Raw genomic sequence first — 16,138 nt, 5'->3', positions numbered from 1 at the left:
CCTACCGGGATCAGGTAGTAACGCCGTGCGTACGCAGGATGTCGTTGAGGGCCGACTTGTCGTGGCGTTCGCCCGGATCCAGGTACTTGAGGACCAGCACGCATGGCAGGCCAAACTCGCCACCGTCGAACGCCCTGGTGCGGCTGGCCTGGACCGCCACGCACCAGTCGGGCACCTCTCCGCGGCCCAGCTCGTCGCCTGTAGCCGCGTCTATGACCGGAATGGATCCGGTCAGCACAGCCCCGGCGCCGAGCACCACGCCGTCGCCCACGCGGGCACCCTCGGCCACGATGCACCGGCTGCCGATCAGGCAGTCGTCGCCAATCACCACCGGCACGGCGTTGGGAGGCTCGAGGACACCCCCGATGCCCACGCCACCGGATAGGTGGACGTTGCGACCGATCTGGGCGCACGAGCCCACCGTGGCCCATGTGTCGATCATCGTGTTGTCGCCCACGTAGGCACCGATGTTGGTGTAGCTGGGCATCATCACCACGCCCGGCCCCTGGTAGCTGCCCCAGCGTGCCTGAGCCCCGGGAACCACCCGCACCCTGCGTTCCATCCAGTCGCGCTTGAGCGGGATCTTGTCGGCGAACTCGAACGGGCCGAGTTCGATGGTGGTCATCTGCGACTGGCGAAACAGAAGCAGGATGGCCAGTTTCAGCCACTCGTTGACCACGACCCCACCGGAGCCGTCCGACTCGGCGACCCTGGCCTGCCCGGTGTCGAGGAGGTCGATGGCGGCGTGGATGACCGCGTTGGCCTCGACGTCGTCGACGTCGAGGTCGTCGCGGCCGGACCACAGCCCTTCGATCTGTGCCTGGAGGTCCGACATGGCGCCGAGGCTACTGCCACGCCCCGACCGGACTGGGACCTGTTTGACGGATGGGTCGGTTGACGGCCCGCTGGACGGTCCCGAGCCCGATCGACTTCTACCGGCCCGATCAGGACCCCGTGTCCCAGATGTCCCAGGACCCCGTGTCTCAAGACCCCATGTCGGCCGCCCGACGACACACGACCTCAAGGTCGTCGTCGGTCACCACGGCCGCCACCCGTACCCGGCCGGCGCCGTCGGGGCCGAACACGGTGCCGGGGCTGGTCAGCACCCCCAGTTCGGCGGCCAGTCGACGCACCAGGGCCATCTCGTCGCCTTCCGGCGCATCCACCCACAGGTAGAAGCCGCCCTCCGGCATCTCCGCCGCCACGCCCAGAGATACGAGGACGTCGACCAGGACCTCCAGGCGCCGGTGGTAGCGGGCGGCCTGGACGTCGACGTGGTCCTGGTCGCGCAGGGCGGCCGCACCGGCCGCCTGGGCCGGCCCGGGGATCAGAAACCCCTGGTGTCTGCGGGTCTCCCGCAGGTACCAGGCCAGGTCGGGGTCGCCCGCGTAGAAGCCCACCCGCAGCCCAGCCAGGTTGGATCGCTTGGACAGGGAGTGGACGGCCAGCACCCCGTCGCTGCCGTGCTGGAGGATCGACCGCGGCGGCCCGCTCCAAGTGAACTCCACGTAGCACTCGTCGGACACCACCGGAACTCCGCGGGCCCTCCCCCATGCGGCCACAGCTCCCAGGTCGTCGAGGGCGCCTGCCGGATTGCCGGGCGTGTTGACCCAGAGGCACAGAGCGCGGGCAGCGTCCTCGTCGCGGATGGCCGACAGGTCGATCCTCCAGGAGGCGTCCAGCGGTACGGGCACGGCACGGCAACCGGCCAGAACCGCTCCCATCTCGTACGACGGATAGGCGAGAGCCGGATAGAGCACCGTGTCCCGCTCCGGACGGCGCAGTCGGAGCAGGTGGGGAAGGCCCGTGACCAGCTCCTTCGTCCCCACACAGGCCCCCACCTGGTCGTGGTCCAGCTCTACCCCCAGGCGTCGCCCGCACCAGCCCACCACGGCGTCCAGCAGGTCAGGCGTGCCGACCGACGGCGGGTAGGGGCGGGCCGGATCGGGTTCGGCGAGGGCCGCGGCCACCACGTCCGGCACCGGATCACAGGGAACCCCGCGGGACAGGTCGATGGCCCCACCGGGTACCGCTTCGGCCAGGTCGCGTACCTCGGCCGGAACGTCGAACGGGTAGGGCGGTGGCACGAAGCCGGTCGGATGAGCCGGGGCGGTCACGGTCGGTCGGCCTCTTCGTGCCCCGCTGGGGCATCCACATCCCCGGTCGGGACGTCCACATCGACCCGGAATGCGGCCAGGCGGCCCGCTGAGCCCTCGTCTACCCGGACCCTCAGCGCCCAGCCGTCGGCGGCCTCCTCGATGTCGAGCACCTCGCCCTCGCGGTGGGCCATGGCCAGGACGTCCCCGCGGGCATAGGGCACGAAGAGGGCGGCCACGACGGCCTGGCGGCGGAGGCGGCGACCGACCATGGCCAACAGGTCGTCGAAGCCCTCGCCGAGCGTCGCCGAGACGGCTACCGAGCCGGGCTCCCGATCGACCAGGCGCTTCGCCGCCGCCGGTGCCAGATCGGCCTTGTTGAAGGCGAAGAGCTCGGGTACCCGGTCGGCACCGATCTCGGTGAGCACCGCTCGCACGGCGGCGATGGAGCCCTCCGGGTCCGGGTCCGAGGCATCCACGACGTGGACCAGCAGGTCGGCGTCGACCACCACATCGAGGGTGGACTTGAATGCCTCGACCAGCTGGTGGGGCAGCTTTCGTACGAAGCCGACCGTGTCGCTCAGGAACACCGCCTCGCCACCGGGCAGCTGGAGCCGTCGCGTGGTGGCATCCAGGGTGGCGAAGAGACGGTCCTCCACCAGGACCTCGGCGTCCGTCAGGTGGTTCAACAGCGTCGACTTGCCTGCGTTCGTGTAGCCCACGATGGCCACCGCCCGGTTGCTGGTCTGCTTGCGGGCCTTGGACTGGGTGGAGCGGTTCTTGCGGATCCGGCGGAGGTCGGACTCGAGGCGGGTGACCCGACGCATGAGCCGTCGTCGGTCCACCTCCAACTGGGTCTCGCCGGGGCCCCGGGTGCCGATGCCGCCGGCCTGCTGGCTGAACGTGCGGCCGGACCGCCGCAGCCGGGGCAGCCGGTACCGGAGCTGGGCCAACTCCACCTGCGCCTTTCCCTCGGGGCTGGTGGCGTTTTGGGCGAAGATGTCGAGGATTACCGCCGTGCGATCCAGCGCGGTGCGGTTCAGGATCTCCTCGAGGTTGCCCTGCTGGGCCGGCGTGAGGTCGTTGTCGAAGACCACGGTGTCGGCGTCGAGCGTCTCGGACACCGTCCGGATCTCGTGGACCTTTCCCCTGCCGACGTAGGTCGCCCGGTCCGGGGAATCGCGATGCTGGAGGACCCGGGCCACCGGGTCCGCCCCGGCCGTCTCGACCAGACGTGCCAACTCGTCCATCGAGGCGTCGGTTGCCTCCGGGTCGGAGCGACCCAGGGTGACACCGGCGAGGACGATGCGCTCCCTGAACGCCCGGTCGATAAGGCCGGTCGACTCGCCAGCGAACTCGCCGAACGCGCCCCGGTGCGTCTCCTGGTCCGACTCCTGGTACGGCACCTCCTCGAGGTCGGTGGGATCACCCATCGCCAGGGGGTCCGTAGGGGTCGGAACCGGTGGTCGCCGTGTGGACCTCGACGAAGGTGACCGGTCCGGCGAGCCGTACAGGTTCGCCGATCGTGACTGTCGCCGCACCGCCGAGCATCCGGACCTCCACCACGTCCTCGACCAGGCCCAGACAGTGGAGCACGTGGGTAGCCGCACAGGCGCCCGATCCGCACGCCCTGGTCAGCCCGGCCCCGCGTTCCCAGGTGCGCAGCCGCACAGCCGACCGGTCGACCACGGACACCAGGTTGACGTTGCAGCCGACCGGGCTGAAGAACGACTCGATCACAGGACCCACGGACGCCAGGTCCACCGCACCGGGATCGTCGACGACGACCACCAGGTGCGGATTGCCGAAGTCAGTGCTGTCCACGGCCTGCACGGGAAACCCACCGAGGTCGAGGTCCAGGCCCTCGATCGATGGACCGGTTCCGGCGACGCCCATCTCCACGGTGGCATCCACCTCGAGATCGGTCGCCGACCCGACGAGGGTGATCCGTCGGTGTCCAGCTGGCGTCTCGACGACGGCCTCCAGGCCGGAGGTTCCATCGGCCTGCCTGCGGAGCAGCGCATGGCCGAAGCACCGCAGGCCGTTTCCGCTCACCTCGGCGGGGCTGCCGTCGCTGTTGAACAGGGTGAACCTCCAGTCCGCCTCTCCGGAACTGGCGACCGGCGTGCCGAACACCAGTCCATCGGCCCCGATCCCGTCCATGCGGTCGCACAGCCGGCGCGCCACGTCGGCAGCATCGGTAGGAACGTCATCGGCGAACGTGATCAGGAAGTCGTTGCCGAGGCCGTGGTGTCTGGTCAGCTCCACGACACCAGTCTCGCCCACCACCGACCCGTAGCCACGACCCGTTCAAAGCCTGTGTGCAGGCTCATCCGGGATCCCCACAGCGGTCGAACCGCTCCAGCACCGCTTCCAGGACCTTCAGGGGGTCGGCGCCCACGTCGAACCACTCGATCCTGGGATCCCGCCGGAACCACCGCTCCTGGCGGCGGGCAAAGCGCCGGGTTGCCGCCACGGCATCGGCGATGGCGTCGGCCAGGGTGCACTCGCCACGGAGGTGCGCCAGCAACTCGCTGTAGCCGAGGGCCTGTGCCGCCGAGCGGGACGGTCCACCGTCAAGGGCTGCCAGCCAGCGGACCTCGTCGAGGAAGCCATCCTCGAGCTGGTGCCGGTAGCGATCTGCGATCCGGCGGTCCAGAACCTCCCGGTCGACGCGGAGGCCGACCTGGGTGAACGGCGTCGCCGGGTAGGCCTCCAGGCCCGGCCCGAAAGACGAGAAGGGCCGTCCCGAACCGAGGGTCACCTCAAGGGCACGGACCACACGACGGCGGTTGGTGGGCTCCATCCGCCCGGCGGCCACCGGGTCCAGTCCGGCCAGACGGGTGTGGAGCCCCGGCGTGTCGTCATCGGCGTCCAGTGCCACACGCACCTCGTCGTACCGCCCGGGAATCTCCAGGTCGTCGACCACTGCCCGGACGTGGAGGCCTGTCCCCCCGACGAGCACCGCCCTCGCTCCCCGACCCTCCATGTCGTCGAGGGCCCGACGGGCCGCCACCTGGAACTCGGACACGGTGAAGTCCTCGGTCGGGTTCACCAGGTCCACGAGATGGTGTGGGACCTCGGCACGCTCCGCCGCGGTCGGGGCCGTGGTGCCGACGTCCATGCCCCGGTAGAGGGCCATGGAGTCCATGGAGACCAACTCGACACCGGGCCGTCGTCGGGCGAGCTCCATGGCCAGCACCGACTTGCCCGAGGCGGTGGCGCCAACGATCACCAGGTGCCCATTGGGCCTCATTCGGATCAGGCCGATGCGACGGGTATCCGGCGTCGGTGCCGCGCTGCAGCGGTGACCTCCACGAGCTCTCCGTGGAGATAGTGGGTGGCGGCACCCACAATCCGGACGTCGGCGTAGGCACCGGTCCGGAGACCGTCCGACTCCGGGAGGTGCACGAGCTTGTTCTGTCTGGTCCGGCCGGTGACCTGGTCGGGCTCCCGCTTGGCGGGTCCCTCGATGACCACCTCCTCGATCCGACCCAGCCGGGCCTGATGGGTGATCCCCGCCGAGCGCTTCAGGACGCCCTGGAGCCTTTCGAAGCGGTCGACGCACACGTCGTGGTCGACGAACCGGTCGACCATGGCGGCCGCCTCGGTCCCCTCGCGGGGCGAGAACACGAAGCAGTAGGCCGAGTCGTATGCCGCTTCGGCCACCACCTCAAGGGTGGACTCGAAGTCGGCCTCGGTCTCACCCGGGAAACCGACTATGAGGTCGGTGGTGACGGCCAGATCGTGGATCCCGGCCCGCGCTGCCGCCAGGCGCTCCAGGTAGCGCTCGGCGGTGTAGCCGCGGTGCATGGCAGCCAGAATGCGGTCGCTCCCGGACTGGAGCGGCAGGTGCAGGTGCTCGCACACCTCCGGGGTCCCTGCCATCGCCGAGATGGTCTCCGGCCGCAGGTCCTTGGGATGCGGGCTGGTGAACCGGACCCGTCGGATGCCCTCCACGGCGCCGACGGCCGTCAGGAGGTCGGCGAACAGCGGGCGAACCCGTCGGCCGGCCTCGTCGGCCCAGGCCGCGCCCGCCTCGTGACGGTCGGCCTTCCAGTCGTCGGTCGACCTGAGGCGCAACGTCAGGTCGCGCCCGTAGGAGTTCACATTCTGTCCCAAGAGGGTCACCTCGGTGACGCCGTCGGCGGCCAGGGCCTCCACCTCGGCCACCATCTCACCGAACGGACGGCTCATCTCCGGGCCACGGACCGCCGGGACAATGCAGAAGGCACAGCTGTTGTCACAACCGATCTGGATGGTCACCCAGGCCTTGTGGTTGGCGTCGCGCTGGGCGGGCAGTGCCGACGGAAAGGCGTCAGCATCGTTGCGTACCGTCTCCTCCAGGATCTCCATGATCGGGCCGTGCTCCCTGGCCTCGACCAGGAGCTCGGCGGCCCGATGCACGTTGTGGGTCCCGAAGACGACGTCGACGTGGCCGGCCCGCGCCTGGATCCGGTCGCGGTCCTTCTGGGCCAGGCAACCGCCGACCGCCACCTGGAGGTCCGGCCGGGCCTCCTTCAGGGCCTTGAGGTTGCCCAACGCCCCATAGAGCCTGTTGTCGGCGTTCTCGCGGATGCAGCAGGTGTTGAGGATGATGACGTCGGCCTCGGCCTCCGACGCTGCCGGCACCATCCCGTCGGCCTCGAGCAGGCCGGCGATGCGCTCGCTGTCGTGCTCGTTCATCTGGCACCCGTAGGTGCGCACCGCGTAGGACCGCTTCACGCCACGAAGGCTACGGCCCCGACACCGGGGAGGGGACCGGTACCGGGGCCGTCAGGAAGCCCGGGAAGGAAGGACGTCAGTCGTCCAGCGAGATCGGCAGGTCGTCGGCCTCGGTGAACTCGTCGGCAGCCGCCTCGGGTTCGGTCTCCTCGGGAGGCCGGACCTCCCGCCAGACCCGGTCGGTGATCTCGACCATGACCTCGGGGTTGTCGACCAGGAACTTCTTGGCGTTCTCCCGGCCCTGACCGAGCTGCTCGCCCTCGTACGTGTACCAGGCCCCCGACTTCATGACGATGCCGAGGTCCACGCCGAGGTCGACCACCGAGCCCTCCCGGCTGATGCCCCGCCCGTACATGATGTCGAACTCGGCCTGGCGGAAGGGCGGTGCGCACTTGTTCTTGACCACCTTGACCCGGGTGCGGTTGCCCACCACCTCGAGGCCGTCCTTGATGGCCTCGATCCGGCGGATGTCGAGGCGGACCGACGAGTAGAACTTCAGCGCCCGGCCACCCGGCGTGGTCTCCGGGGAACCGAACATCACGCCGATCTTCTCCCGCAACTGGTTGATGAAGATGAGGATCGTCTTGGACTTGTTCAGGTTCGAGGTGAGCTTGCGCAGGGCCTGGGACATGAGCCGGGCCTGTAGGCCGACGTGGGCGTCGCCCATCTCGCCCTCGATCTCGGCTCGTGGGGTGAGGGCGGCAACCGAGTCGATGACCACCACGTCGAGGGCTCCGGAGCGGATGAGCATGTCGGCGATCTCCAGGGCCTGCTCCCCGGTGTCGGGCTGGGAGATGAGCAGCTCGTCGACGTCGACGCCGATGGCCCGGGCGTAGGTCGGGTCCATGGCGTGTTCGGCGTCTATGTAGGCGCAGATGCCGCCGTTTCGCTGGGCCTCGGCCACCACGTGGGTGGCCAGCGTGGTCTTGCCCGAGCCTTCCGGCCCGAAGATCTCGATGACGCGACCCCTGGGGATTCCACCGATGCCGAGCGCCATGTCCAGCGCCAGGGCGCCGGTTGGCACCGTCTCGATCGACATGGAGCCCTTGTCGCCCATCTTCATGACGGCACCGGCGCCGAACTGCTTCTCTATCTGGCTGAGGGCCATGTCCAGGGCCTTGTTGCGCTCGTCCCCCGCCTCGAGGTCGCCGCTGCTCATCGTCCTGCCGTGCTTCGCCATGGTGTGCTCCGTGTTCTCCGGACCCTCGCGGTCCTGGTCGTCTGACTTGGTGTCTGCCGGGGTTGTCGGAGGTGACCCTAGGGAGGACCTGTGACAACGGATCCGGATCGAATGACAAGAGCGTAATTGCGAACAGGCGTTCGATGCAAGTACCCCCTATACAGAGCGCCCCCGGTCCGGCCGGGGAGTACCGTCGGTCGACATGGACGATGACCGGACCGACACCCGCAGCCCCGAGGAGAAGCGGGCCGCCCACACCGACAGTCACCCCGGCCTGGCGGACCGCCTGGGGTCTATGACCCTGTACTGCACCCAGGATGCCGGCACCGAGCGTGCCTTCACCGGCAGCCTGCTGGACGAGAAGCGGGATGGCACCTACCGCTGCGCCGCCTGCGGCGAGGCGCTCTTCGACAGCGACGACAAGTACGACTCCGGGTCGGGCTGGCCGAGCTTCACCACGCCGTCGGGTGCTGCCGCCGTCGACGTCCGGACCGACTCCAGCCTCGGCATGGTCCGCACCGAGACCACCTGTGCCTCGTGCGGCGCCCACCTCGGCCACGTGTTCCCCGACGGCCCCGGGGCGACAGGCGAGCGCTACTGCATCAACTCGGCCTGCCTGGTCTTCGACGAGCACCCCGACGGCTGACAGAGGACCGCGGAGCCCGCCTCAGCCGGCGAGCACGAACCGTTCCAGCACGTCGTGGACAGCACCACCTGGCAGCGTTCGACTCCGGACCAGGGCCACCTCGTCAACCGGGAACGTCGTCGAGGTCGCCGCCCCGACGGCCCCGGGTGGCGGCTCGTCCCGGAACCGGCACAACGTGATGTGGCCGAAGAACGGGCGGTCCTCCGGAGGCTCCCCGACCCCGGCGGTCACCGCTGCCACCGCTGCGGCCAGCCCGTCCAACCCCGCCACCGGGGCCACCAGCACGGCATCTCCCAGCAGGAGGGTGGAGGGTCCCAGGACGGCTTCGACCGGAACCGCCGACAGGCCGGCCAGGGCGGCGCTGGCCGCCTCGGGATCGGCCTCGCCCAGGAATCGCAGGGTCACGTGCCACTGCTCGGCAGGCAGCCACCGCACCCCCGGAGCCTCGGGTCGGGGCAGGCGGTCGATGGCGACGACGGCCGGCGTCGTGGGGTGGGCGGCGACGAACAGGCGCACGGTCGTCGAGTCGGGAGGCTCAGGCGTCGCGCCGGGCCAGCAGGCGCAGGCGCAGGGCGTCGAGAACCGTGATCACGGTGAACTGCCGTATCCGGGTGCGGTCGAACGGCCAGCGGGTACGCACCACCTCCACGACCCCGTCCACGCAGGTGGCCATCCACACCGTGCCCGACTCCTCGCCCTCCTGGGGCCCCGGTCCGGCCACCCCGGTGACGGCCACCGACACGTCGGCCCCCAGCACCCCGCACACGTTGGCCGCCATGGCGGTCACCGCCGCCTCGCCGACCACCGGGCCGTCAGGAACCCCGAGCAGCGACCGCTTGACGTCGCCGTCGTATGCAACGACGGAGCCCACGAAGGCCCGGCTGGAACCCGGGACGTCGGTCAGGCGGGATCCGACCATCCCACCGGTCAGAGACTCAGCGGTGGCCATACGGAGGCCCTGGTCAACCAGCAGGTCCAGCACGACCGACTCCATGGTCTGGTCGTCCACGCCGAAGACGATGGGGCCAACGATGGCCCGCACCCGGGCCTCCTCGTCGGCCAGCAGGTCGTCGACCTCGTTGTCGGTGGGTGCCTTGGCGGTGATCCGGACCTTCAGGCCCTCCATACCGCTGGCCAGGAAGGCGATCGTCGGGCCACCCTCGGCGTCGAGGCGATCGATCTCGGCGGCCAGGTCCTCCGCCAGGCCCGACTCCGAACGCCCCCAGGTGCGCAACGTGCGCGACCGGATGACGCTGGAGATACCGGCCCGCCGCTTCAGGTCGGGGAGGACCGTTCCATCCAGCATCTGCTGCATCTCCCACGGCACGCCGGGCACCGCGTAGATCACCTTCGGACTGTCGTCGCCACCCGCTCCCACCGGGCAGACCAGGCCGGGTGCGGTCCCCGGCATCTGGGCGATCGTGGTTGCCCCGACCGGCACGTCGGCCTGGCGCAGGTTGCTGGCCGGCATGGGGCGCCCCCTCCCGCCGAACACCGCCTCGATCCGGACCACCACGTCGGGATCCCGAACCAGATCCACCCCCAGCACCTCGGCCAGCACCTCACGGGTGATGTCGTCCTGGGTGGGCCCCAGTCCCCCGGTGACGATCACCGCATCGGAACGATCCAGTGCCTCGGTGAAGGCGACCTTCATCCGCTCCCGGTTGTCGCCCACCGCGGTGTGCCGGTGGCAGTCGATCCCGGCCAGGGCCAGGCGCTCGCCGATCCACGAGGAGTTCGTGTCCACGATCTGGCCAAGCAGCAGCTCGGTGCCGACGGCGACGATCTCACAGCGCACGAGCCGCTCCCCTCTCCCCAGCCGGGTCGACCCTCAGGCCGACTTCGAACCGGTGGCGCTGGTGGCCCGATCACCGTCGAGCAGGTACTGGGCCCCCGTCACCAAGGTGAAGGCCACGGCCACCCAGAGGCAGGCCTGGACCACCAGGTCGGCGTCCTCCAGCGGTGGCATGATGGCCAGCAGCAGGGCCACCCCCTGGATGGTCGTCTTCCACTTGGCCGACCTCCGAGCCGGTACTGCCAGGCCCCGGCGGGCGAACCACAGGCGGTAGCCGGTGATGGCCACCTCCCGAACGGTGAGCAGCACGACCGGCAGCCATGCGTAGCGGCCGACCATGGCCAGGCAGACCCCGACCCCGATCACCACCACCTTGTCGGCCAGCGGGTCCAGGAAGGCACCCCATCGGCTGACCGTGCCCCGGCGCCGGGCCAGGATCCCGTCGAAGTAGTCGGTGGAGGCGAGCACCAGCCCCAGCACGAAGCCCGCCCAGGTGGCCCCGCGCCGGTCCTCGGCGCCCAGGATCAGGGCGAACAGCACGGGTGCCAGCAGGAGTCGGGCCAGGGTGACCAGGTTGGCCGGAGAGACGATGGTACGGAGGTGCTTCACGCCGCCACCAGGTCGGGTCCCAGGGCGCCGGTCACCGTCAGGTCGGCGAACCCGCCGGCCGGGAGGTCGGTGGGAACGGACACGATCCCGTCGATCTCCGGTGCCTCCCTATGGGTGCGGCCGACCCCCGACTCGTCCACCAGCACCGTCACCCGTCGTCCTATGAGGGCGTCCCGGCGGGCCGCCGTGATGCGGTCCTGCACCTCGCCCAACTCGTGCAGTCGCTCGGCGGCCAGCCCGGGATCGACGCCGCCGTCGAGCGTGGCGGCATGTGTGCCCTCCTCCTCGCTGAAGGCGAAGAAGCCGCACCAGTCGAGGTCGGCCCCGGCCACGAAGTCCAGCAGGGCGTCGTGGTCCTCCTCGGTCTCACCGGGGTAGCCGACTATGAAGTTGGACCGGAAGGCGGCATCCGGTTCGACGGACCGGATGTGGTCGATCCGCTCCATGAAGCGGTCGCCGTCGCCCCAGCGGCGCATCCGACGCATCAACGGTGGCGAGACGTGCTGGAGCGACAGGTCGAAGTACGGGACACCGGTCGCGCAGATCGCGTCGACCAGCCGATCGCTCAGCTCCGACGGGTAGAGGTAGAGAAGCCGCACACGGTCGACCCTGTCGGCCACCGCCTCGACCAGCGGGACGATGGCCTTCACGCCCTCGCCCTGGTCGCGGCCGTAGGCGGCCAGGTCCTGGGCCACCAGGACCACCTCCCGGGCGTCCAGGCCTTCGACCTCGTTCAGGATGGACTGTACGGGTCGACTCCGCTGTGGGCCCCGGAAGGTCGGGATTGCACAGAACCCACACGCCCGGTCACAGCCCTCGGCGATCTTCACGTAGGCCCAGGGCCGGTCCGACGCGGGCCGCGGCAGGTTCAGGAGGTCGAACGACGGCAGTGTCGCCTCGCTGTCGAACGGGAGGTCCGGGCGGCGGCCTAGCACCACCGGCACCCCGAACCCGGCGACGCGGTCGACCTCCGGCAGGGCGGTGGCCAACTCGTCGCCATACCTCTCGGCCATACATCCGGTCACGACCAGGCGGGCGCCGTCCCTGCGGAGGTCCGATAGGGCCAGCACCGTGTCGATCGACTCCTGCCGGGCGTCGGCGATGAACGCACAGGTGTTGACCACGATCAGGTCGGCCTCGTCGGGGCTGGCGGTCGGCGCCATACCGTCGGCGGCCAGCGTCCCGGCCAACTTGTCGGAGTCGACCTGGTTCTTCGGACACCCGAGGGTGACGAGGTGGTAGGTCCCTTCGCCCATGATCGGCTCAGGCTAGGCGCTCGGCGCCATGCCTCCGGCCTGCGCTCAGGCCGTAGCGCCGGTCATGGCCAGCCAGCCGAGCACGGCGCCGTAGACGCCCAGCAGGACGATCGCCTCGCCGCGGCGGATCCGACGTCCGGTGGCCATCATCACGATCACCAGCCAACTCACGGCCACCATGATCAGCAGGCTGCCGACCGGCAGCCGCGACGCCTCGTCATACGGCTTGTTCCCGTTCGCCAGGAAGACCGCCGACCCGACGGTGAGGCTGTTGAAGAGGTTGGAGCCCAGCAGGTTGCCGAAGACGAGCCCCGACTCGCCGCGGCGGGCGGCGGCCAGGGCCGTGAGAAGCTCGGGCTGCGTCGTGCCGAGCGCCACGAGCGCGAACCCGACGAAGCCGCCCGTCCACCCCATCTCGTCGGCGATCCCCGTTGCCCCACGGACGACGAGGTGGGCGAATCCCACGGTCCCGACCAGGCCCACGAGCGTCCACACCCAGGCGCCCGGCCCGCCTGCCCCGTCAGACGTGACGCCGTCGTCGACGCCCTCGCCCAACCGGACGACGATCCGCAGGGCGACCACCATCAGCAGCGCCATGCCGACGCCCTTGACGACCGTCGGCTGTCCTGCGTAGGCCGCCAGCGCGAAGATCGTCACGCCGGTGGCGGACAGCGCGGCCTGGCGCTTGACCCCCTTCTGGATGGCGATGCCGCCGAAAACCAGCGCCGGTACCGAGAGGACCAGCGTCAGGTTCGCCACGTTTGCCCCGACGATGTTGCCGATCCCGAGGGCGGTTCCCTCGGCCCCCTCCGTGAGCGTGGCGACGGTGGAGACGACCAGCTCCGGTGCGCTCGTCCCGAAACCGATGATCAGGGCACCGGCAACGACTGTCGAGACGTTCAGGCGTGCGGCCAGCTGCGCCGCACCCGCCACGAACCGGTCGGCGAACAGCGTCAGACCCACCATCGCCACAACGAGCAGGATGACGTTCTGTGCCACGGCCCGAGGGTAGCGATGCTCTGCCGGAGGTTGGGTGCCCGGCCATAAGGATGCCCGGGTCGGCTGTCACACGCCTCGTTGGTGATTGGTCTATGACCGACCTGGTGACGTTGGTTCCGACCGCCGAGGGGTTCGCCGGGTCGGTGTCGTCTACGGGAGCCCTGACGGTTACGGCTAGTAGCCCTGCCCCTGATGGTTATCGAGATGCTCGGGCGAGACCAGGACCTCCCGGGCCTTCGACCCGGTCGATGGACCGACCACGCCGGCCTCCTCCATGAGGTCCATGAGCCGACCGGCCCGGGCGAAGCCCACCCGGAGCTTGCGCTGGAGCATCGACGTGGAACCGAGCTGGCTCGACACCACCAGGTGCCGGGCCTGCTCGAACAGGTCGTCCTCAGCGGGAGAGCCGCCGACCGCCGGGCGCGAAGCGTCCCCGGTGATCATGTCGGGTACCGGAGCCGCCGTGGTCACGTCCACAGGCCCCGTCGGATCATGGGCGTGCTCCGAAGCCTCGGTAGCTTTCGCCATGGCGCGCGCCTGGGCCGCCCAGGACTCCACTACCTGTCGGACCTCGTTTTCGTCCACCCATGCACCCTGGATTCTCTGTGCGACGCTGGAACTGGGGCCCAGCAGGAGCATGTCGCCCTTGCCGACCAGGCGTTCGGCGCCCTGCTGGTCGAGGATCACCCTGCTGTCGGCGAGGCTGGAGACTGCGAATGCCAGACGGGCCGGGATGTTGGCCTTAATGACGCCGGTGATGATGTTGACCGATGGTCGCTGGGTGGCCACCACCAGGTGGATACCGACCGCCCGGGCCATCTGTGCCAGGCGACAGATGGAGTCCTCTACGTCGCGGGCGGCCACCATCATCAGGTCGGCCAGCTCGTCGACTACCACGAGGATGAACGGCAGGCGCCGATAGGTGATCGGCTCCCCGTCCTCGTCTGCCAGCCCCAACGGCGCCCTCAGGTCTCCGCGGTCGAACGCGGCGTTGTACCCACCGATGTCGCGGAAGCCGAAGGTCGACAGGACGGTGTACCGCCGTTCCATCTCCCGTACTGCCCAGTGGAGAGCGTTGGCCGCCTTCTTCGGGTCGGTCACCGGGGCGGTGAGCAGGTGCGGCACGCCCTCGTACTGCCCCATCTCGACCCGCTTCGGATCAATCAGGATCATCCGCACCTGGTCCGGGGTGGACCGCATCAGGATCGAGGTGACGAGGGCGTTGATGCACGAGGACTTGCCGGCCCCGGTCGCGCCGGCGATCAGGAGGTGCGGCATGGTGGCCAGGTTCAACATGACCGACCGGCCGCTGATGTCCCGTCCGATCCCTGCCTCCAACGGATGGCGGGCCTTGGACGCCTCGGGCGACGTGAGGACGTCTCCCAGCGCCACCACCTCACGGTCCTCGTTGGGAACCTCGATGCCGATGGCCTGCTGGCCCGGTATGGGAGCCAGGATCCTGACGTCGGCCGCGGCCAGGGCGTAGGCGATGTCCTTGTTGAGGCTGGTGACCCGCGCCACCTTCACCCCCTCGCCAAGTTGGAGGGCGTAGCGGGTGACGGTCGGACCGACCGTCATGTCCACCAGGCGGGTCTCGACTCCATGGGCGGCCAGCGCCTCCTGGAGCCGGTGGCCCCGCTCCTCGACCGCCTTGGCGTCGACGTCGTGGGTATCCCTCCGCGCCAGGTATCCCATGGACGGCAGGCGCCACGGCGAATCGGCCACCACCGCCCCCAGTTCGATGGTGAGCTGCTCGCCTCCCCCGGCGGACCGGGGCTTCGCCTTCCTCCTCCGGGACGGTGCCGGAGCGGCATCGGCGGCACCCGTCTCAGGCACAGGCGCAAGGGTGGACACCGTCGAAGGTGTCAGCTCGGGCACATGGACCTCCGGGGACCGGTCTCCCCCCGGAGGGGTGAGCAGCCCCTCCAGCCATCTGCGCAGGCCGCGGACGGCCGGTCGGAGGCCGCCGGCCGCTCCCCGAACCGCGTGGCGGGCTGTGAAGGCAGCCCCCTTCACGGCGCCTCGTGCCGCCTGACGGACCGTGGTCCGGGTTATCACCGCTGTGGACACCAGGCCCACGCCGATCAGGATGAGGGCGGCACCCCAGGTGGCTACCGCTGCCTCCAGGCCACCCCCGACGCCCAGCCCGAGCAGGCCGCCGGCCACGCCCAGGCCGTCGGCTCCGTCGTCGAAGCCGGGACGACCCCGGCCCATGTGGAGCAGGCCGGTCACGCTGAACACCGCCATCAGGAGGCCGATCGGCAGGCGCTTGGAGATCTCGCCCAACTCGCTGCGTTCCCGGAACATGGCCAGACCGGTGCCGACCATCGCGACCGGCAGGATCACCCGGGTGGCTCCGACCGTCCAGCCGAGGCCCGAGTCCAGGACCCGGCCGACCACACCGGCCTTGTCCAGGTAGACCGACAGCCCGGTCAGGAGACCGCAGATGACCAGCAGCAGTCCGAGGATCTCGTCGCCCCGTCCACCGAAGGTGGCTCGGGCCATACGGCGCACCAGCGATGCCCTCGGTTCGGCGCCCCCGCCCTCTGCGGGTCTTCTCCCGGAGCGTGTGCCGCCGGCGCGCCCTGTCTCGGCACCGCCACGTGATCCGCTGGAGAGGGCGCTTTTACCGTCGTCAACAGCAGGTTTACCGTTCGAGCCGGGGCGCGCGGATCTTGAAGCCATCGTGGTCGACGGTACCACCGGGGCGTGACGGGCCCGGGGCAGGTGGTTCCCATCCGGACCGGCACCGCTACCCGACAGAGCGCCGCCACAGCCCGGCGGAACGGGCCATCACGCCCGGACGACGGGTACCAGCTGACCCGAACGACG

The 16,138-nt window shown here is 70.1% G+C and carries 14 protein-coding genes; 1 reads left to right on the top strand and 13 read right to left on the bottom strand.

The window, feature by feature from the left end; genetic code table 11:
- Window positions 1-10: 10 nt before the first annotated feature.
- The 7 genes from MK177_03050 to recA all read right to left on the bottom strand — a co-directional run bounded on the left by MK177_03050 (window position 11) and on the right by recA (window position 7,980).
- Window positions 11-835 (bottom strand): 2,3,4,5-tetrahydropyridine-2,6-dicarboxylate N-succinyltransferase, encoded by an 825-nt coding sequence (locus MK177_03050; protein MCH2426295.1) that lies wholly within the window; start codon window positions 833-835, stop codon window positions 11-13.
- Between the two features lie 148 nt (window positions 836-983).
- Window positions 984-2,117: an aminotransferase class I/II-fold pyridoxal phosphate-dependent enzyme gene (locus MK177_03045; GenBank protein ID MCH2426294.1), complete on the bottom strand. Its 1,134-nt coding sequence runs from the start codon at window positions 2,115-2,117 to the stop codon at window positions 984-986.
- Window positions 2,114-3,529, bottom strand: coding sequence for a GTPase HflX (gene hflX, locus MK177_03040; protein MCH2426293.1), 1,416 nt, complete (start codon window positions 3,527-3,529; stop codon window positions 2,114-2,116). The genes MK177_03045 and hflX overlap by 4 nt, the downstream gene beginning before the upstream one ends.
- Complete coding sequence (gene dapF, locus MK177_03035) at window positions 3,522-4,382, bottom strand: diaminopimelate epimerase (protein ID MCH2426292.1); 861 nt, start codon at window positions 4,380-4,382, stop codon at window positions 3,522-3,524. Before dapF ends, hflX begins: the two co-directional genes overlap by 8 nt.
- 43 nt (window positions 4,383-4,425) lie before the next feature.
- Window positions 4,426-5,331 (bottom strand): tRNA (adenosine(37)-N6)-dimethylallyltransferase MiaA, encoded by a 906-nt coding sequence (gene miaA / locus MK177_03030; GenBank protein ID MCH2426291.1) that lies wholly within the window; start codon window positions 5,329-5,331, stop codon window positions 4,426-4,428.
- A gap of 26 nt (window positions 5,332-5,357) precedes the next feature.
- The gene (locus MK177_03025) at window positions 5,358-6,821 is read right to left on the bottom strand and encodes a MiaB/RimO family radical SAM methylthiotransferase (GenBank protein ID MCH2426290.1); all 1,464 of its coding nucleotides are present in this window, start codon (window positions 6,819-6,821) and stop codon (window positions 5,358-5,360) included.
- A gap of 76 nt (window positions 6,822-6,897) precedes the next feature.
- Window positions 6,898-7,980, bottom strand: coding sequence for a recombinase RecA (gene recA / locus MK177_03020; GenBank protein ID MCH2426289.1), 1,083 nt, complete (start codon window positions 7,978-7,980; stop codon window positions 6,898-6,900).
- Window positions 7,981-8,203: 223 nt separating this feature from the next.
- On the opposite strand from recA, the gene msrB reads away from it, so the two are divergent.
- Window positions 8,204-8,647: a peptide-methionine (R)-S-oxide reductase MsrB gene (gene msrB / locus MK177_03015; GenBank protein MCH2426288.1), complete on the top strand. Its 444-nt coding sequence runs from the start codon at window positions 8,204-8,206 to the stop codon at window positions 8,645-8,647.
- A 21-nt stretch (window positions 8,648-8,668) separates the two neighbouring features.
- On the opposite strand, the gene MK177_03010 is transcribed toward msrB, so the two are convergent.
- From MK177_03010 to MK177_02985, 6 genes are all read right to left on the bottom strand, one after another.
- On the bottom strand, window positions 8,669-9,163 hold the full coding sequence (locus MK177_03010; GenBank protein ID MCH2426287.1) for a hypothetical protein: 495 nt from the start codon (window positions 9,161-9,163) through the stop codon (window positions 8,669-8,671).
- Between the two features lie 19 nt (window positions 9,164-9,182).
- A complete protein-coding gene (locus MK177_03005) occupies window positions 9,183-10,445 on the bottom strand; it encodes a competence/damage-inducible protein A (GenBank protein MCH2426286.1) in 1,263 nt (420 codons plus the stop codon).
- A 33-nt stretch (window positions 10,446-10,478) separates the two neighbouring features.
- Window positions 10,479-11,051 (bottom strand): CDP-diacylglycerol--glycerol-3-phosphate 3-phosphatidyltransferase, encoded by a 573-nt coding sequence (gene pgsA / locus MK177_03000; protein MCH2426285.1) that lies wholly within the window; start codon window positions 11,049-11,051, stop codon window positions 10,479-10,481.
- The gene (gene rimO / locus MK177_02995) at window positions 11,048-12,307 is read right to left on the bottom strand and encodes a 30S ribosomal protein S12 methylthiotransferase RimO (protein ID MCH2426284.1); all 1,260 of its coding nucleotides are present in this window, start codon (window positions 12,305-12,307) and stop codon (window positions 11,048-11,050) included. The genes pgsA and rimO overlap by 4 nt, the downstream gene beginning before the upstream one ends.
- Before the next feature lie 45 nt (window positions 12,308-12,352).
- Window positions 12,353-13,306 (bottom strand): sodium:calcium antiporter, encoded by a 954-nt coding sequence (locus tag MK177_02990; GenBank protein MCH2426283.1) that lies wholly within the window; start codon window positions 13,304-13,306, stop codon window positions 12,353-12,355.
- Between the two features lie 174 nt (window positions 13,307-13,480).
- Window positions 13,481-15,811, bottom strand: a complete 2,331-nt coding sequence (locus MK177_02985) for a DNA translocase FtsK (protein ID MCH2426282.1) — start codon at window positions 15,809-15,811, stop codon at window positions 13,481-13,483.
- Window positions 15,812-16,138 lie beyond the last annotated feature (327 nt).

Source organism: Acidimicrobiales bacterium, from assembly GCA_022452145.1.
Lineage (GTDB): Bacteria > Actinomycetota > Acidimicrobiia > Acidimicrobiales > MedAcidi-G1 > UBA9410.
The sequence above is the reverse complement of the archived record's forward strand: the minus strand, read 5'-3'. Positions and strand labels throughout refer to the sequence as shown.

Coding starts and splice junctions, on each gene's coding strand:
- rimO (MCH2426284.1), bottom strand. CDS start 12,307: ATGGGCGAAGGGACCTACCACCTCGTCACCCTCGGGTGTCCGAAGAAC.
- recA (MCH2426289.1), bottom strand. CDS start 7,980: ATGAGCAGCGGCGACCTCGAGGCGGGGGACGAGCGCAACAAGGCCCTG.
- MK177_03050 (MCH2426295.1), bottom strand. CDS start 835: ATGTCGGACCTCCAGGCACAGATCGAAGGGCTGTGGTCCGGCCGCGAC.
- hflX (MCH2426293.1), bottom strand. CDS start 3,529: ATGGGTGATCCCACCGACCTCGAGGAGGTGCCGTACCAGGAGTCGGAC.
- MK177_02985 (MCH2426282.1), bottom strand. CDS start 15,811: ATGGCCCGAGCCACCTTCGGTGGACGGGGCGACGAGATCCTCGGACTG.
- msrB (MCH2426288.1), top strand. CDS start 8,204: ATGGACGATGACCGGACCGACACCCGCAGCCCCGAGGAGAAGCGGGCC.